Annotated in this window: 15 protein-coding genes; 12 read left to right on the plus strand and 3 right to left on the minus strand. The window is 69.2% G+C overall.

Annotated elements, in window-relative coordinates:
- Positions 1-41 precede the first annotated feature (41 nt).
- Complete coding sequence (locus tag AC2XR2_RS26285; protein WP_491516475.1) at positions 42-566, minus strand: GNAT family N-acetyltransferase; 525 nt, start codon at positions 564-566, stop codon at positions 42-44.
- 98 nt (positions 567-664) lie between these two features.
- On the opposite strand from AC2XR2_RS26285, the gene AC2XR2_RS26290 reads away from it, so the two are divergent.
- Entirely contained in the window at positions 665-1,951 is a 1,287-nt protein-coding gene (locus AC2XR2_RS26290; RefSeq protein ID WP_020135943.1) for a geranylgeranyl reductase family protein, read from the plus strand.
- Positions 1,952-2,056: 105 nt separating this feature from the next.
- On the opposite strand, the gene def is transcribed toward AC2XR2_RS26290, so the two are convergent.
- The gene (gene def, locus AC2XR2_RS26295; RefSeq protein ID WP_381302110.1) at positions 2,057-2,734 is read right to left on the minus strand and encodes a peptide deformylase; all 678 of its coding nucleotides are present in this window, start codon (positions 2,732-2,734) and stop codon (positions 2,057-2,059) included.
- Positions 2,735-2,871: 137 nt separating this feature from the next.
- Complete coding sequence (locus tag AC2XR2_RS26300) at positions 2,872-3,678, minus strand: C40 family peptidase (protein ID WP_381302111.1); 807 nt, start codon at positions 3,676-3,678, stop codon at positions 2,872-2,874.
- 734 nt (positions 3,679-4,412) lie between these two features.
- Here AC2XR2_RS26300 and AC2XR2_RS26305 point away from each other — a divergent pair.
- From AC2XR2_RS26305 to nuoK, 11 genes are read left to right on the plus strand one after another with little or no spacing between them, the layout of a single operon-like run.
- Complete coding sequence (locus AC2XR2_RS26305) at positions 4,413-4,772, plus strand: NADH-quinone oxidoreductase subunit A (protein WP_007383963.1); 360 nt, start codon at positions 4,413-4,415, stop codon at positions 4,770-4,772.
- 14 nt (positions 4,773-4,786) lie between these two features.
- Positions 4,787-5,341: a NuoB/complex I 20 kDa subunit family protein gene (locus AC2XR2_RS26310; RefSeq protein ID WP_003998928.1), complete on the plus strand. Its 555-nt coding sequence runs from the start codon at positions 4,787-4,789 to the stop codon at positions 5,339-5,341.
- Positions 5,338-6,093 (plus strand): NADH-quinone oxidoreductase subunit C, encoded by a 756-nt coding sequence (locus AC2XR2_RS26315; RefSeq protein ID WP_381302113.1) that lies wholly within the window; start codon positions 5,338-5,340, stop codon positions 6,091-6,093. Before AC2XR2_RS26310 ends, AC2XR2_RS26315 begins: the two co-directional genes overlap by 4 nt.
- The gene (locus tag AC2XR2_RS26320) at positions 6,090-7,412 is read left to right on the plus strand and encodes an NADH-quinone oxidoreductase subunit D (RefSeq protein WP_062232799.1); all 1,323 of its coding nucleotides are present in this window, start codon (positions 6,090-6,092) and stop codon (positions 7,410-7,412) included. Before AC2XR2_RS26315 ends, AC2XR2_RS26320 begins: the two co-directional genes overlap by 4 nt.
- The gene (gene nuoE / locus AC2XR2_RS26325) at positions 7,409-8,290 is read left to right on the plus strand and encodes an NADH-quinone oxidoreductase subunit NuoE (RefSeq protein WP_330265090.1); all 882 of its coding nucleotides are present in this window, start codon (positions 7,409-7,411) and stop codon (positions 8,288-8,290) included. The genes AC2XR2_RS26320 and nuoE overlap by 4 nt, the downstream gene beginning before the upstream one ends.
- Positions 8,290-9,639 carry an NADH-quinone oxidoreductase subunit NuoF gene (nuoF, locus tag AC2XR2_RS26330; protein ID WP_123762430.1) on the plus strand — a complete coding sequence of 450 codons (1,350 nt, stop codon included), beginning with the start codon at positions 8,290-8,292 and terminating at the stop codon, positions 9,637-9,639. Before nuoE ends, nuoF begins: the two co-directional genes overlap by 1 nt.
- Positions 9,636-12,140, plus strand: a complete 2,505-nt coding sequence (locus AC2XR2_RS26335; protein WP_381302115.1) for an NADH-quinone oxidoreductase subunit G — start codon at positions 9,636-9,638, stop codon at positions 12,138-12,140. The genes nuoF and AC2XR2_RS26335 overlap by 4 nt, the downstream gene beginning before the upstream one ends.
- The gene (nuoH, locus tag AC2XR2_RS26340) at positions 12,137-13,504 is read left to right on the plus strand and encodes an NADH-quinone oxidoreductase subunit NuoH (RefSeq protein ID WP_381302116.1); all 1,368 of its coding nucleotides are present in this window, start codon (positions 12,137-12,139) and stop codon (positions 13,502-13,504) included. Before AC2XR2_RS26335 ends, nuoH begins: the two co-directional genes overlap by 4 nt.
- Positions 13,497-14,138 (plus strand): NADH-quinone oxidoreductase subunit NuoI, encoded by a 642-nt coding sequence (gene nuoI, locus AC2XR2_RS26345; protein WP_037720707.1) that lies wholly within the window; start codon positions 13,497-13,499, stop codon positions 14,136-14,138. Before nuoH ends, nuoI begins: the two co-directional genes overlap by 8 nt.
- Positions 14,135-14,977 (plus strand): NADH-quinone oxidoreductase subunit J, encoded by an 843-nt coding sequence (locus tag AC2XR2_RS26350; RefSeq protein WP_381302118.1) that lies wholly within the window; start codon positions 14,135-14,137, stop codon positions 14,975-14,977. The genes nuoI and AC2XR2_RS26350 overlap by 4 nt, the downstream gene beginning before the upstream one ends.
- Complete coding sequence (gene nuoK / locus AC2XR2_RS26355) at positions 14,974-15,273, plus strand: NADH-quinone oxidoreductase subunit NuoK (RefSeq protein WP_003974374.1); 300 nt, start codon at positions 14,974-14,976, stop codon at positions 15,271-15,273. Before AC2XR2_RS26350 ends, nuoK begins: the two co-directional genes overlap by 4 nt.
- Positions 15,274-15,282 lie beyond the last annotated feature (9 nt).

A 15,282-nucleotide genomic window follows, 5' to 3' on the forward strand; every position in this document is an offset into this window, starting at 1 on the left:
GCGGCAGCCGGAAGTGCCGGGTTTCGTTCTGTAGCAGACGGCTACGCTGGGTGACCGTCCCGGAGGGAGAGCCGGAAGCAGAGGGCCTCTTCCGGGAGCTGCGGGTGCGGAAACGTCTCCGCGAGGTCCATACCGAGGCGCTTGGTGACCGCGATCGACCGTTCGTTGCCGGGTCTGACCATCGCCACCACGTCGGTGACGCCCGCCGCCCGGAGCCGCTCCAGCGTCATCCGCGCGGCCACGGTGGCGTACCCCTTGCCCCAGAACTCCCGCCCGAGCCGCCAGCCGATCTCGATCTCACCGGTCGGCCCCCAGTCCCGCGGCCAGGGCTGCGCGCCGGTGAAACCGATGACCCGGCCGCTCTCGTCGACCATGGTCCACAGGCAGAAACCCAGCTCGGCGTCGTGCCGCCGCTGGCGCGCGGTGAGCTCCTCGTAGACGGACAGCTCCGCGGACTTGCCGCCGTGGAACTCCATGACGTCCGGGTCGTCGAAGACCCGGTGCCAGGCGACGGCGTCCTCGTCGGTGGGGACACGGAGCCGTACTACGGGCAGAGCTCGGTTCACTGGGGCAGCCCTTCAGCCGGGTGATCAATTCTGCTGAATAGACTGCCCATGTCCAGTGCCGGTCGGCACGCAGATTTCGAACTTGGGGAGATCCCGCCGTGACCGAGCCCCTGTCCGAGAACACCGCCGATGTCATCGTCGTCGGCGCGGGGCCGGCCGGCTCCACCACCGCGTACCACCTCGCCAAGGCCGGACTCGACGTACTCCTGCTGGAGAAGACCGAGTTCCCGCGCGAGAAGGTCTGCGGCGACGGTCTGACCCCGCGTGCCGTCAAACAGCTCGTCGCCATGGGCATCGACGTCTCCGAGGAGGCGGGCTGGCTGCGGAACAAGGGCCTCAGGATCATCGGCGGCGGGGTCCGCCTCCAGCTCGACTGGCCGGATCTCGCCTCCTTCCCCGACTACGGCCTCGTCCGCAAGCGCGACGACTTCGACGAGCAGCTCGCCCGTCAGGCCCAGAAGGCCGGGGCACGGCTGTACGAGCGCTGCAACGTCGGCGCCCCCATCACCGACGAGCGCACGGGCCGGATCACGGGCGTGCACGCGAAACTCGGCGAGGAGAAGCGCGAAGTCACCTTCCACGCGCCCCTGGTGGTGGCCGCCGACGGCAACTCCACCCGGCTCTCCCTGGCGATGGGCCTGCACCGCCGCGAGGACCGCCCGATGGGCGTCGCCGTACGGACGTACTTCGAGAGCCCCCGCCACGAGGACGACTACCTGGAGTCCTGGCTGGAGCTGTGGGACCGGCGCGGGCCCGGCGAGGACCGGCTGCTGCCCGGCTACGGCTGGATCTTCGGCATGGGCGACGGCACGTCCAACGTCGGCCTCGGCGTCCTGAACACCTCCGACTCCTTCAAGGAGCTCGACTGGCGCGAGGTGCTGAAGGCCTGGTGCGCCTCCATGCCGGAGGACTGGGGCTACACCCCGGAGAACATGACCGGGCCGATCCGCGGTGCCGCGCTCCCCATGGCCTTCAACCGCCAGCCCCACTACACGCGCGGCCTGTTGCTCGTCGGCGACGCCGGCGGCCTGGTGAACCCCTTCAACGGCGAGGGCATCGCCTACGCCATGGAGTCCGGCCAGATCGCCGCCGACGTCATCGTCCAGGCGCACGCCCGGTCCACGCCCGCGGGCCGCGAGATGGCGCTCCAGCGCTACCCGCGCGTCCTGAAGGACACCTACGGCGGCTACTACACGCTGGGCCGCGCCTTCGTGAAGCTCATCGGCAACCCGAAGGTCATGAAGATCGCGGCCCAGCGCGGCCTGACCCACCCGGTGCTCATGAAGTTCACCCTGAAGATGCTCGCCAACCTCACCGACCCCACGGGCGGCGACGCGATGGACCGGATCATCAACGGGCTGAGCAAGGTGGCGCCGAAGGCGTGACGCGGGGCCCGCGCCGGGGGCATCGTGGAGGCATGGACGCAGGAGTCGCGTTACCGCTCTTCGTCATCCTCATCACGGTGTCGGTGTGGGCCCTGATCCACTCACTCAGGCGCTGAACGTGCCCCGACCGCCGCGAGGGGCTCCGGGCCGGCCCTGACCGCCTCGCAGCGCCTCGACGTTGGCCGCCCGGCGGGCGAACACCTCGTCCCGCCGGTCCGCCACCTGCCCGAGCGCCTGCCTGCGCTCCCGCCGGGACAGCCGGTCGAGATACACGTGCCCGTTCACATGGTCGGTCTCGTGCGCCAGACACCGGGCGAAGTACCCGGTCCCCTCGATCACGAGCGCCGCACCGTCCTTGTCGAACCCCCGCACCACGGCCCGGTCCGGCCGCGGCACGTCCATCACGGCGCCCGGCACCGACAGGCACCCCTCGCCGTCGTCGAGCAGCCTGCGCCCGGTCGGGTCGAGCGGGTCGAGGACCGGGTTGACGATGTGCCCGACATGTCGGACACCGTCGTCGTCGGGGCAGTCGTACACGAACAGCCGCAGGTCGACGTCGACTTGGTTGGCGGCGAGCCCGGCCCCGTCCGCGACGTACATCGTGAGGAACATGTCGTCGATCAGCGCGGCGAGGTCGGGTCCGAACTCGGTCACGTCCCGGCAGGGCTTGTGCAGGATCTCCTCTCCGACCTCGGTGATGCGCCGGACCTTCCCGCGCCGGGCCTCGGGTGCGAGCGGCGGATACGAGTCGGCGGGCCTGCCTTGTACGAACACACTGGGCATGGTGATGTCTCCTGTCCCGTGGGGGTGGTGCGGATGTGGACTGCAGATGTGGACTGCCGAACCCATCCAACCCCGGACAGGAAACGGAAAGGGCCGCAACCCCCGAGCGGCTGCGGCCCTTCCAAGTCGTCCCGGTGTCAGAGCACCCGCACCGCGCCGGTCGGCGGGTCGTAGGACAGCGGCTTCTCGGCGACCCCCGTCGAGGGGTTCTGCGCGCCGACGAACATGCCGTCACCGACGTACACCGCCACGTGGTACGCGCTGCCCGCGCTGCCCCAGTACAGGATGTCGCCCGGCTGCAGGTTGCTCAGCGAGACCTGGGTGCCGGCCGTCGACTGGTCCTGCGAGACGCGCGGCAGGTCGATGCCCACCTGCTTGAAGGCGGTCTGGACGAGACCGGAGCAGTCCCAGGAGCTGGGGCCGGTGCCGCCGGAGACGTACGCGTCACCGATCTGCGCCTTCACGAAGGCGATGACCGCGGCGGCCGAACCGGTCGCCGTGGACGAGCTCGTGGAGACACTGGCGCCCGCCGAGGCGGACAGGGTGGCCCGCTCGGTGCTGCGGGACGCGGCCTCCTCCGCGGCGGCCCTGCGGGCCTCCTCGGCCTTCTTCTTGGCCTCAGCCTTCTTCTTGGCCTCAGCGAGGTCCGCCTTGGCCTGCTTGGCGGCGCTCGCCGCGGCCGCGTCACGCTCGGCCTGCAGCTGGAAGTTGGCGGCCGCCTGCTGCATGGCGTCGGCGGACTCGGCCACCTGGCTGCCCAGGTCGGCCGAGAGGGTGGGCAGTTCGAGGGTCTGCGTCGTCGACTCGGCGGCGAACGCCGAAGCCGACGCGCCCGCCGCTGCCATGCTGAGGACGCCACCGGCGACTCCGGCACGCACGGCGATCGAAGTCGTCGCGCTGCGGCGGGGTTTCCGGTGGCTGCGTATGTGAGCGGTGTGGGACATGGGAACAACTGGTATCAGGGGCTCCTCCATACCTTCAAGAAACGTGTGCTGCGCCACAGTTGTTCAATCGGCGGCCCGAATCCCTGGTGTGCGGCTCTTTATTGACGCCGTAACGGACATTGCGGGCGCACGCGATCATGCCTGTGATCATGGGCTTTCGTTGTTACGCCCGAATTGACCCGCATCTAGCATCCGTTGCGGCCGTTGGCCAAGCCCCCTTCTTATCCGCCTCTCATGGATGTGGCAGAGGTCACGCAACGGTTACGGGGAGGGCTGCGTCCGGACACGGCGGCCGCTCGTGAATGTGTGCACGCGTCCACATCCGTCCTCGCGGCTCCCTCTGATGTGTGAACGCGGTCCTCTATCAAGCGCTCACGTCCAGCACCAATTTGCATGCAGCGGAACTCTCTTGATATGGAGACGCCTCTCCCGACCTGCGCCGACTAGCGAGAATGTCACCTCTGGTGATCACTCGGGCGCTTCTCGTATGAAGATCACCGCTGATCCGCCTTCATGATCGTTCGTCAGGTGGTGGAGATCACAAAGCTTGTGCAATACCCCGTGTCGCAGATCACAGACCGGCGGGCATAGGATGCGGGTCAGTTGGGCTTGTGACCTGCTTCACATGTTCGCGATCTTCGTCGGGACGGACGGAGGTCAGAGGGACGTATGAGTCGGGTGTGAGTCCGATGCCATCGCCAGCAGTCAGTGCCGACTGAGAGGAGCGAGGAGCGGTGAACGCCTATGCGCCCATCCTCGTACTGGGAGCCCTCGGGGCAGGCTTTGCGATCTTCTCCGTGGTCATGGCCACGCTGATCGGTCCGAAGCGGTACAACCGGGCCAAGCTCGAGGCCTACGAGTGCGGCATCGAGCCGACCCCCACGCCGGCCGGCGGCGGGCGCTTCCCCATCAAGTACTACCTGACGGCGATGCTCTTCATCGTCTTCGACATCGAGATCGTCTTCCTCTACCCCTGGGCCGTCACCTTCGACGCCCTGGGTGTTTTCGGGCTCGTGGAGATGCTGCTCTTCGTGCTCACCGTCTTCGTCGCGTACGCGTACGTATGGCGGCGCGGCGGCCTGGAATGGGACTGAGGGGCCTTTAACTCATGGGACTCGAAGAAAAGCTGCCGAGCGGTTTCCTGCTGACCACCGTTGAGCAGGCCGCGGGCTGGGTGCGCAAGGCGTCCGTCTTCCCGGCCACCTTCGGACTGGCCTGCTGTGCCATCGAGATGATGACCACGGGAGCCGGACGCTACGACCTGGCCCGCTTCGGCATGGAGGTCTTCCGCGGCTCACCCCGCCAGGCCGACCTCATGATCGTCGCCGGCCGGGTCAGCCAGAAGATGGCGCCGGTGCTCCGGCAGGTCTACGACCAGATGCCGAACCCCAAGTGGGTCATCTCCATGGGGGTCTGCGCCTCCTCGGGCGGCATGTTCAACAACTACGCGATCGTGCAGGGCGTCGACCACATCGTGCCGGTCGACATCTACCTGCCCGGCTGCCCGCCACGGCCCGAGATGCTGATGGACGCGATCCTCAAGCTCCACCAGAAGATCCAGACCTCCAAGCTCGGCGTGAACGCCGAGGAGGCGGCCCGCGAGGCGGAGGAGGCGGCGCTCAAGGCCCTGCCCACGATCGAGATGAAGGGGCTGCTGCGGTGAGCGACGCGAACGGTGTCAACGGGGGGTCGAACGGGGTGAACCCCGAGAAGGACCTCGGCGCCTCCAACCTCCCCGGCCAGCGCGGCGAGGGCGGCGAGGAGATCCGCGTCCAGCGCGGCATGTTCGGCGCCAACAACGGCGGCGACACCTCCGGCTACGGCGGCCTGGTCCGCTCGATCAGGCTCCCGGGAGCGGCCGCCCGCCCCTACGGCGGCTGGTTCGACGAGGTCGCCGACGAACTGGAGGGCGCCCTGGAGGAGCAGGGACTGCTCCCGGACAACGCCATTGAGAAGACGGTCGTCGACCGCGGCGAGCTCACCTTCCACATCGAGCGCGAGCACCTGCTGCGCGTCGCACAGACCCTGCGCGACGACCCGGCCCTGCGCTTCGAGCTGTGCACCGGCGTCAGCGGGGTCCACTACCTCCACGACAAGGGCCGCGAGCTGCACGCCGTCTACCACCTGCGCTCGATCACCCACAACCGGCTGATCCGCCTGGAGGTCAGCGCCCCCGACGCCGACCCGCACATCCCGTCGCTGGTCCCGGTGTATCCGACCAACGACTGGCACGAGCGCGAGACCTACGACTTCTTCGGGATCGTCTTCGACGGTCACCCGGCCCTGACGCGGATCATGATGCCGGACGACTGGCAGGGCCACCCGCAGCGCAAGGACTACCCCCTCGGCGGCATCCCCGTCGAGTACAAGGGCGCCCAGATCCCGGCTCCGGACCAGCGGAGGTCGTACTCGTGAGCACTTCCCACGCCTCTCCTCGTGAGACCACCGAAGGCACCGTCTACACGGTCACCGGCGGCGACTGGGACGAGATCGTCCAGGCCGCGGCCCGCGCCGACGACGAGCGCATCGTCCTCAACATGGGCCCCCAGCACCCCTCCACCCACGGAGTGCTCCGGCTGATCCTGGAGATCGACGGCGAGACGGTCACCGAGGCCCGCTGCGGCATCGGCTACCTGCACACCGGCATCGAGAAGAACCTCGAGTTCCGCACGTGGACGCAGGGCACCACGTTCGTGACGCGCATGGACTACCTGACGTCCTTCTTCAACGAGACCGCCTACTGTCTCGCCGTCGAGAAGCTCCTCGGCATCGAGGACCAGATCCCCGACCGGGCCGAGATCATCCGCGTGCTCCTGATGGAGCTGAACCGGCTCTCCTCGCACCTGGTGTGCATCGCCACCGGCGGCATGGAACTGGGCGCCACCACGATCATGATCTACGGATTCCGTGATCGTGAAATGATTCTCGACATCTACGAGCTCATCACGGGCCTGCGGATGAACCACGCGTACATCCGCCCCGGCGGACTCGCGCAGGACCTGCCGCCCGGCGCGGTGGACCACATCCGCGAGTTCGTGAAGAAGATGAAGAAGAACCTCCCGGAGTACGACAAGCTCGCCACCGGGAACCCCATCTTCAAGGCCCGTATGCAGGACGTCGGCTACCTGGACCTCGCCGGCTGCATGGCCCTCGGCGCCACCGGCCCCATCCTGCGCTCCACCGGCCTGCCGCACGACCTGCGCAAGGCCCAGCCCTACAGCGGCTACGAGACCTACGACTTCGACATCCCGACCGCCGACACCTGCGACTCCTACGGGCGCTTCCTGATCCGCCTGGAGGAGATGCGCCAGTCGCTCAGGATCGTCGAGCAGTGCCTGGACCGGCTCCAGCCGGGACCGGTCATGGTCGCCGACAAGAAGATCGCCTGGCCCGCCCAGCTCGCCCTGGGACCCGACGGGCTCGGCAACTCCCTCGACCACATCAAGAAGATCATGGGCACCTCCATGGAGGCCCTGATCCACCACTTCAAGCTGGTCACCGAGGGCTTCCGGGTACCGCCGGGACAGGCGTACGCGGCCGTCGAGTCGCCCAAGGGCGAACTCGGGGTGCACGCCGTGTCCGACGGCGGCACCCGCCCCTTCCGGGTCCACTTCCGCGACCCGTCCTTCACCAACCTTCAGGCCATGGCGGCGATGTGCGAGGGCGGCCAGGTCGCCGACGTCATCGTCGCCGTCGCGTCCATCGACCCCGTGATGGGAGGCGTCGACCGGTGACCACGAGTTCTTCCGAGCGGGGCGTCAGTCTGGGCATGCCCGAACTGCCCGCACCCGCTTACCCGGACGACGTCCGAGCCCGGCTGGAGGCGGACGCGCGCGAGATCATCGCCCGCTACCCGGACTCCCGCTCGGCCCTGCTGCCGTTGCTGCACCTCGTGCAGTCGGAGGAGGGCCATGTCACGCGCACCGGGATGCAGTTCTGCGCGGACGTGCTGGAGCTGACCACGGCCGAGGTCACCGCGGTCGCCACCTTCTACACCATGTACCGGCGCCGGCCGTCCGGCGACTACCAGGTGGGGGTCTGCACCAACACCCTCTGCGCGGTGATGGGCGGCGACGCGATCTTCGCCGAGCTCCAGGAGCACCTGGGCGTCGGCAACGGCGAGACCACCGACGACGGCAAGGTCACCCTGGAGCACATCGAGTGCAACGCGGCCTGCGACTTCGCGCCGGTGGTGATGGTCAACTGGGAGTTCTTCGACAACCAGACCCCGGCGAGCGCGAAGCGCATGGTCGACGACCTGCGCGCGGGGCGTCCGGTCGAGCCCACGCGCGGGGCGCCGCTGTGCACGTTCAAGGAGACCGCGCGGATCCTCGCCGGCTTCCCCGACGAGCGGGCCGGAGCGGTGGAGGCGACCGGCGGAGCGGGACCCGCGTCGCTGGTGGGCCTCCGCCTGGCCAGGGGAGAGGCCGCACCCGCGCGCGTGGTCCATCCGCGCGAAGGAGCATCGCAGGACCGCGACGGTTCGCCGCAGGACCGGGGCGTCCATGAGCCGTCCCCGACGGAGCACCTGAGCTCACACGACGCGCCACAGGACACGTCGGCCTCCGACCCGGCCCACCCGGCCGGGCCCGCCGCCGAGGAGGGGGAGTGATGACCTTGGCACCCGAACTCAAGAACAACAGCCCCGAGAAGCTGCTCGCACCCGTGCTGTCGGCCTTCTGGGACGAGGACAAGTCCTGGACGCTGGACGTCTACAAGAGGCACGAGGGGTACGAGGGGCTCCGCAAGGCGCTCGCGATGTCACCGGACGACCTGATCGCGTACGTCAAGGACTCCGGTCTGCGCGGTCGCGGCGGCGCGGGATTCCCCACCGGGATGAAGTGGCAGTTCATTCCGCAGGGAGACGGAAAGCCGCACTATCTAGTTGTCAACGCCGACGAGTCGGAGCCCGGGACCTGCAAGGACATCCCGCTCCTCTTCGCGAACCCGCACAGCCTCATCGAGGGCATGATCATCGCGTGTTACGCCATCAGGTCTTCGCATGCCTTCATCTATCTGCGGGGTGAAGTCGTCCCCGTGCTGCGGCGGTTGCACTCGGCCGTGAGCGAGGCCTACGCGGCCGGCTACCTCGGACAGAACATCCTGGGCAGCGGCCTCGATCTCGACATCACCGTGCACGCGGGCGCGGGCGCGTACATCTGCGGTGAGGAGACCGCACTGCTCGACTCGCTCGAAGGCCGCCGTGGTCAACCGCGGCTCCGTCCCCCTTTCCCTGCGGTCGCGGGCCTCTACGCCTGCCCGACTGTTGTGAACAACGTGGAGTCGATCGCGTCGGTTCCCGCGATCCTCCAAAGGGGGAAGGACTGGTTCAGGTCGATGGGCAGCGAGAAGTCCCCGGGCTTCACGCTGTACTCGCTCAGCGGCCATGTCGCGAGCCCCGGCCAGTACGAGGCCCCGCTCGGCATCACGCTCCGCCAGCTGCTGGAGATGAGCGGCGGCATGCGGCCCGGGCACCGGCTGAAGTTCTGGACGCCGGGCGGTTCTTCGACCCCGATGTTCACCGACGAGCACCTCGACGTCCCCCTCGACTACGAGGGCGTCGGCGCCGCCGGATCCATGCTCGGTACCAAGGCGCTCCAGTGCTTCGACGAGACGACCTGCGTGGTCCGCGCCGTCACCCGCTGGACCGAGTTCTACGCCCACGAGTCCTGCGGCAAGTGCACTCCCTGCCGTGAAGGGACGTACTGGCTCGTGCAGTTGCTGCGCGACATCGAGGCCGGCAAGGGCGTCATGTCCGACCTCGACAAGCTCAACGACATCGCCGACAACATCAACGGCAAGTCGTTCTGCGCCCTCGGCGACGGCGCCGCCTCGCCGATCTTCTCCTCGCTGAAGTACTTCCGCGAGGAGTACGAGCAGCACATCACGGGCCGCGGCTGCCCCTTCGACCCGGCCAAGTCCACGGTCTGGGCCGACTCCCGCACGGAGGTGAACGCATGACGGTGACCACGAGCGCTCCCTCCGGCGGGGGAGAGGCGGCGGTCCCGCCGGAGGATCTCGTCTCGCTGACGATCGACGGCGCCGAGATCAGCGTGCCCAAGGGCACCCTGGTCATCCGCGCCGCCGAACAGCTCGGCATCGAGATCCCCCGGTTCTGCGACCACCCCCTGCTCGACCCGGCCGGCGCCTGCCGCCAGTGCATCGTGGAGGTCGAGGGCCAGCGCAAGCCGATGGCGTCCTGCACCATCACCTGCACCGACGGCATGGTGGTGAAGACGCACCTGACCTCGCCGGTCGCCGAGAAGGCCCAGCACGGTGTGATGGAGCTCCTCCTCATCAACCACCCGCTGGACTGCCCGGTCTGCGACAAGGGCGGCGAGTGCCCCCTCCAGAACCAGGCCATGTCCCACGGCCAGGCGGAGTCCCGCTTCGAGGGCAAGAAGCGGACCTACGAGAAGCCCGTCCCGATCTCCACCCAGGTGCTCCTCGACCGCGAGCGGTGCGTGCTGTGCGCCCGCTGCACCCGCTTCTCCAACCAGGTCGCGGGCGACCCCATGATCGAACTGATCGAGCGGGGCGCGCTCCAGCAGGTCGGCACCGGCGAGGGCGACCCCTTCGAGTCGTACTTCTCCGGCAACACCATCCAGATCTGCCCGGTCGGCGCCCTCACTTCGGCGGCGTACCGGTTCCGCTCCCGCCCCTTCGACCTGGTGTCCTCCCCGAGCGTGTGCGAGCACTGCTCCGGCGGCTGCGCCACCCGCACCGACCACCGGCGCGGCAAGGTCATGCGCAAGCTCGCGGCCAACGACCCCGAGGTCAACGAGGAGTGGATCTGCGACAAGGGGCGCTTCGCGTTCCGGTACGCGCAGCAGCGCGACCGCCTGGAGCACCCGCTGATCCGCAACCCCGAGGGTGAGCTGGTGCCGGCCTCCTGGCCGGAGGCGCTCCAGATCGCGGCCCAGGGCCTGCTCGCCTCGCGCGGCCGGGCCGGAGTCCTCACCGGCGGCCGCCTCACCATCGAGGACGCCTACGCGTACAGCAAGTTCGCGCGCGTGGCGCTCGACACCAACGACATCGACTTCCGCGCGCGCGTGCACAGCAGCGAGGAGGCCGACTTCCTGGCCGCGCGGGTCGCGGGCCGCGGCCGTGACCTCGACGGTACGGGCGTCACGTACACCGCGCTGGAGAAGGCCCCGGCGGTCCTGCTGGTCGGGTTCGAGGCCGAGGAGGAGGCGCCCGGCGTCTTCCTGAGGCTGCGCAAGGCCTGGCGCAAGCACGGCCAGAAGGTCTTCTCCCTCGCCACCCACACCACCCGCGGCCTGGAGAAGGCAGGCGGCACCCTGCTGCCCGCCGCCCCCGGCACCGAGACCGAGTGGCTGGACGCGCTGGCCGGCGGAGTGGGTCTGGACGACGACGGCAGCAGGGCCGCCGAGGCGCTGCGTGCCGCGGGCGCGGTGATCGTCGTCGGCGAACGCCTCGCCGCCGTGGAGGGCGGACTGACCGCCGCCGTACGGGCCGCCTCCGCGACCGGCGCCCAGCTGGTGTGGATCCCAAGGCGGGCCGGGGAGCGCGGTGCCGTCGAGGCGGGCGCGCTGCCCTCGCTGCTGCCGGGCGGCCGTCCGGCCACCGACCCGCGCGCGCGTGAGGAGGTCGCCTCCGTCTGGGGCGTGGCCGAACTCCCGCACCGCTACGGCCGGGACACCGGGCAGATCGTCGAGGCCGCGATGTCCGGCGAACTCCAGGCGCTGGTCGTCGCCGGCGTCGAGGTCGCCGACCTGCCCGACCCGGCACGCGCGCGTGAGGCGCTCCAGGAGGTCGGGTTCGTGGTGTCGCTGGAGCTGCGGCCCGGCGAGGTCACCGAGCACGCGGACGTCGTCCTGCCGGTGGCCGCCGTCGCCGAGAAGGCCGGCACCTTCCTCAACTGGGAAGGCAGGGTCCGCTTCTTCGAGGCCGCGCTCAAGCCCGACCAGATGACCCGCCGCCTCGCGCCCACCGACGCGCGCGTGCTCCAGATGCTGGCCGACGCCATGGACGTACACCTGGGCCTGCCGGATCTGCGCACCACCCGCGCGGAGATCGACCGGCTCGGCCCGTGGGACGGCCCGCGCGGCACCGAACCCCGGGAGACGGCGGCCCAGTTGCCGCGTCCGGCCGCCGGAGAGGCCGTCCTGGCCGGGCACCGGCTGCTGCTGGACCAGGGCCTGCTCCAGCAGGGCGACGAGGCGCTCGCCGGGACCCGGCACGCGGCACACGCGCGTGTGTCGGCCGCGACGGCCGCCGAGGCGGGCGTCAAGGAAGGGGACCTCCTCGCCGTGACCGGCCCCGCCGGAGTCGTCGCACTGCCGCTCCAGGTCACCGAGATGCCCGACCGGGTGGTCTGGCTCCCGCTGAACTCCACCGGCGGCGGTGTCGCCTCCGACGCCGGGGTCCTGCCCGGTTCCCTCGTCCGCATCGGCCCGGCCACCCCCGCCGCCGAAGCCCCCAAGGAGGTGGAGGCATGAGCCCGTACTCCGCCGCGGAAGACCTCTCGATGTTCGGCACCGACCCCTGGTGGCTCGTCGTCATCAAGGCCGTCTTCTGCTTCGCCTTCCTGATGGTGACCGTGCTGTTCTCCATCGTGTGGGAGCGCAAGGTCGTCGCCTGGATGCAGCTGCGCATCGGGCCCAACCGGCACGGCCCCTGGGGCATGCTCCAGTCGCTCGCCGACGGCATCAAGCTGATGCTGAAGGAAGACGTCATCGTCAAGCGCGCGGACAAGGTCGTCTACGTCCTCGCACCGATCGTCGCGGCCATCCCGGCCTTCATGGCGATCGCGGTGATCCCCTTCGGCCCGTCCGGCAACGAGATCTCGATCTTCGGTCACCGCACCGCGATGCAGCTCACCGACCTCCCGATCGCGATGCTCTACATCCTCGCGGTCGCCTCGGTCGGCATCTACGGCATCGTCCTCGCGGGCTGGAGCTCCGGGTCGACGTACCCGCTCCTGGGCGGTCTGCGCTCCTGCGCCCAGATGATCTCCTACGAGATCGCCATGGGCGCCGCGTTCGCCTCGGTGTTCCTCTACTCCGGGTCGATGTCGACCTCGGCGATCGTCGAGGCCCAGCAGGACCGCTGGTACATCATCCTGCTGCCGGTCTCCTTCATCATCTACGTCATCACCATGGTCGGCGAGACCAACCGCGCCCCCTTCGACATGCCGGAGTCCGAGGGCGACCTCGTGGGCGGCTTCAACACCGAGTACTCCTCGATCAAGTTCGCGATGTTCATGCTCGCCGAGTACGTGAACATGGTGACGGTCTCGGCCGTGACGACCACGCTCTTCCTCGGCGGCTGGCGGGCCCCCTGGCCCATCTCCACCTTCTGGGAGGGCGCCAACCACGGCTGGTGGCCGCTGCTCTGGTTCGTGATCAAGGTGCAGCTGCTGCTGTTCTTCTTCATCTGGCTGCGCGGCACGCTCCCCCGCGTCCGCTACGACCAGCTGATGAAGCTCGGCTGGAAGGTCCTCATCCCGGTCTCCGTGGTCTGGCTGATGCTCGTCGCGACCGTGCGGACCCTGCGCAACGAGAACTACGACTTCGCCGACATCGCCCTCTACGTGGGCGGCGCGGTCCTGGTCCTGCTGCTGCTCTCGTTCGTCGCCGACATGTTCCGCGAGAAGTCGAAGGCGGCCGCCGCAACCACCGCGGAACCGGTCGGCTTCGACCCGATGGCCGGTGGATTCCCCGTACCGCCGCTGCCCGGACAGGAGGTGGCGCCGGTGCCCAGGCGCCGCCCCCACCGGGAGCGGGAGCTGATTGTCAGTGGTGGGTCCGATACTCAGAGTGACGGCGGATCTACGGATGGAAAGGAGGCGTCCGATGGCTGAGGAACCCAAGGAGACCAAGCCCGGTTTCATGAACCCCGTCGCCGGCTTCGGCGTGACCTTCAAGGCCATGTTCAAGAAGCGGCTGACCGAGCAGTACCCGGAGCAGCAGAAGACCACCGCTCCCCGGTTCCACGGACGGCACCAGCTCAACCGCCATCCGGACGGCCTGGAGAAGTGCGTCGGCTGCGAGCTGTGCGCCTGGGCCTGCCCCGCCGACGCCATCTACGTGGAGGGCGCCGACAACACCGACGAGGAGCGCTACTCGCCCGGCGAGCGGTACGGCCGCGTCTACCAGATCAACTACGCCCGCTGCATCCTGTGCGGGCTGTGCATCGAGGCGTGCCCCACGCGCGCGCTGACGATGACCAACGAGTTCGAGCTGGCCGACTCCAGCCGCGCCAACCTCATCTTCACCAAGGAGCAGCTGCTCGCCGGTCTCGAAGAGGGCATGGTCGACTCGCCGCACGCCATCTACCCGGGCACCGACGAGCAGGACTACTACCGGGGCCTGGTCACCGAGGCCGCGCCCGGCACGGTCCAGCAGGTCGCCGTCTCCAAGGGCGAGGTGGTCCAGGAGGCCGACTCCACCTTCGGTGCGGACGAACCGGCGTCGGAGAAGGTGATCGGCCGATGACCGCGCCCCTCCAGCTCGCCGCCTCCACCACCTCCACCGGCGAGGCCTTCCAGTTCTGGGTCCTCGGCACCGTCGCCGTGATCGGCGCCCTGTGCACCGTCTTCATGAAGAAGGCCGTGCACAGCGCGCTCTGTCTCGCCGGCACCATGATCATCCTGGCGGTGTTCTACCTCGCCAACGGCGCCTACTTCCTCGGCGTCGTGCAGATCGTCGTCTACACCGGCGCGATCATGATGCTGTTCCTGTTCGTCGTCATGCTCGTCGGCGTGACCGCCGCGGACTCCCTGAAGGAGACCATCAGGGGCCAGCGCTGGCTGGCCCTGCTGTGCGGACTCGGCTTCGGCATCCTGCTGTTCGCCGGCATCGGCAACGCCTCCCTCAACCAGTTCAACGGCCTCGGCCAGGCCAACTCCGGTGGCAACGTGGAGGGACTGGCGACCCTCATCTTCACCAAGTACGTCTTCGCCTTCGAGATCACCGGCGCCCTGCTGATCACGGCCGCCGTCGGCGCCATGGTGCTCACCCACCGCGAGCGCACCGAGCGGGCCCTGACCCAGCGCGAGATGGCCGAGAAGCGGGTGCGCGAGGGCAAGCACGTCCCGCCGCTGCCCGCCCCCGGCGTCTACGCCCGGCACAACGCGGTGGACATCGCGGGCCTGCTGCCCGACGGCACCCCCTCCGAGCTCACGGTCAGCAAGACCCTGCGCGACCGCGGCCAGATCCGTGACGTGTCCGCCGAGGCGCTGAACGACCTCAAGGCGCTGGAGCAGCGCGCGGAGGAACGCCTGGAGCGGACCGAGATCGAACCGGCCACCTTCAAGAGGGAGGCGTCGAAGTGAACCCGGTCAACTACCTCTACCTCGCCGCCCTGTTGTTCACGATCGGCGCCACCGGCGTCCTGATCAGGCGCAACGCGATCGTCGTGTTCATGTGCATCGAGCTCATGCTCAACGCCTGCAACCTCGCGTTCGTCGCCTTCTCCCGGATGCACGGCAATCTCGACGGCCAGATCATCGCCTTCTTCACGATGGTCGTCGCCGCCGCGGAGGTCGTGGTCGGGCTCGCGATCATCGTGTCGCTGTTCCGTTCCCGCCACTCGGCCTCGGTCGACGACGCCAGCCTGATGAAGCTGTAAGGGGCGCTG

The organism is Streptomyces sp. LS-MS-L19 (assembly GCF_058382285.1).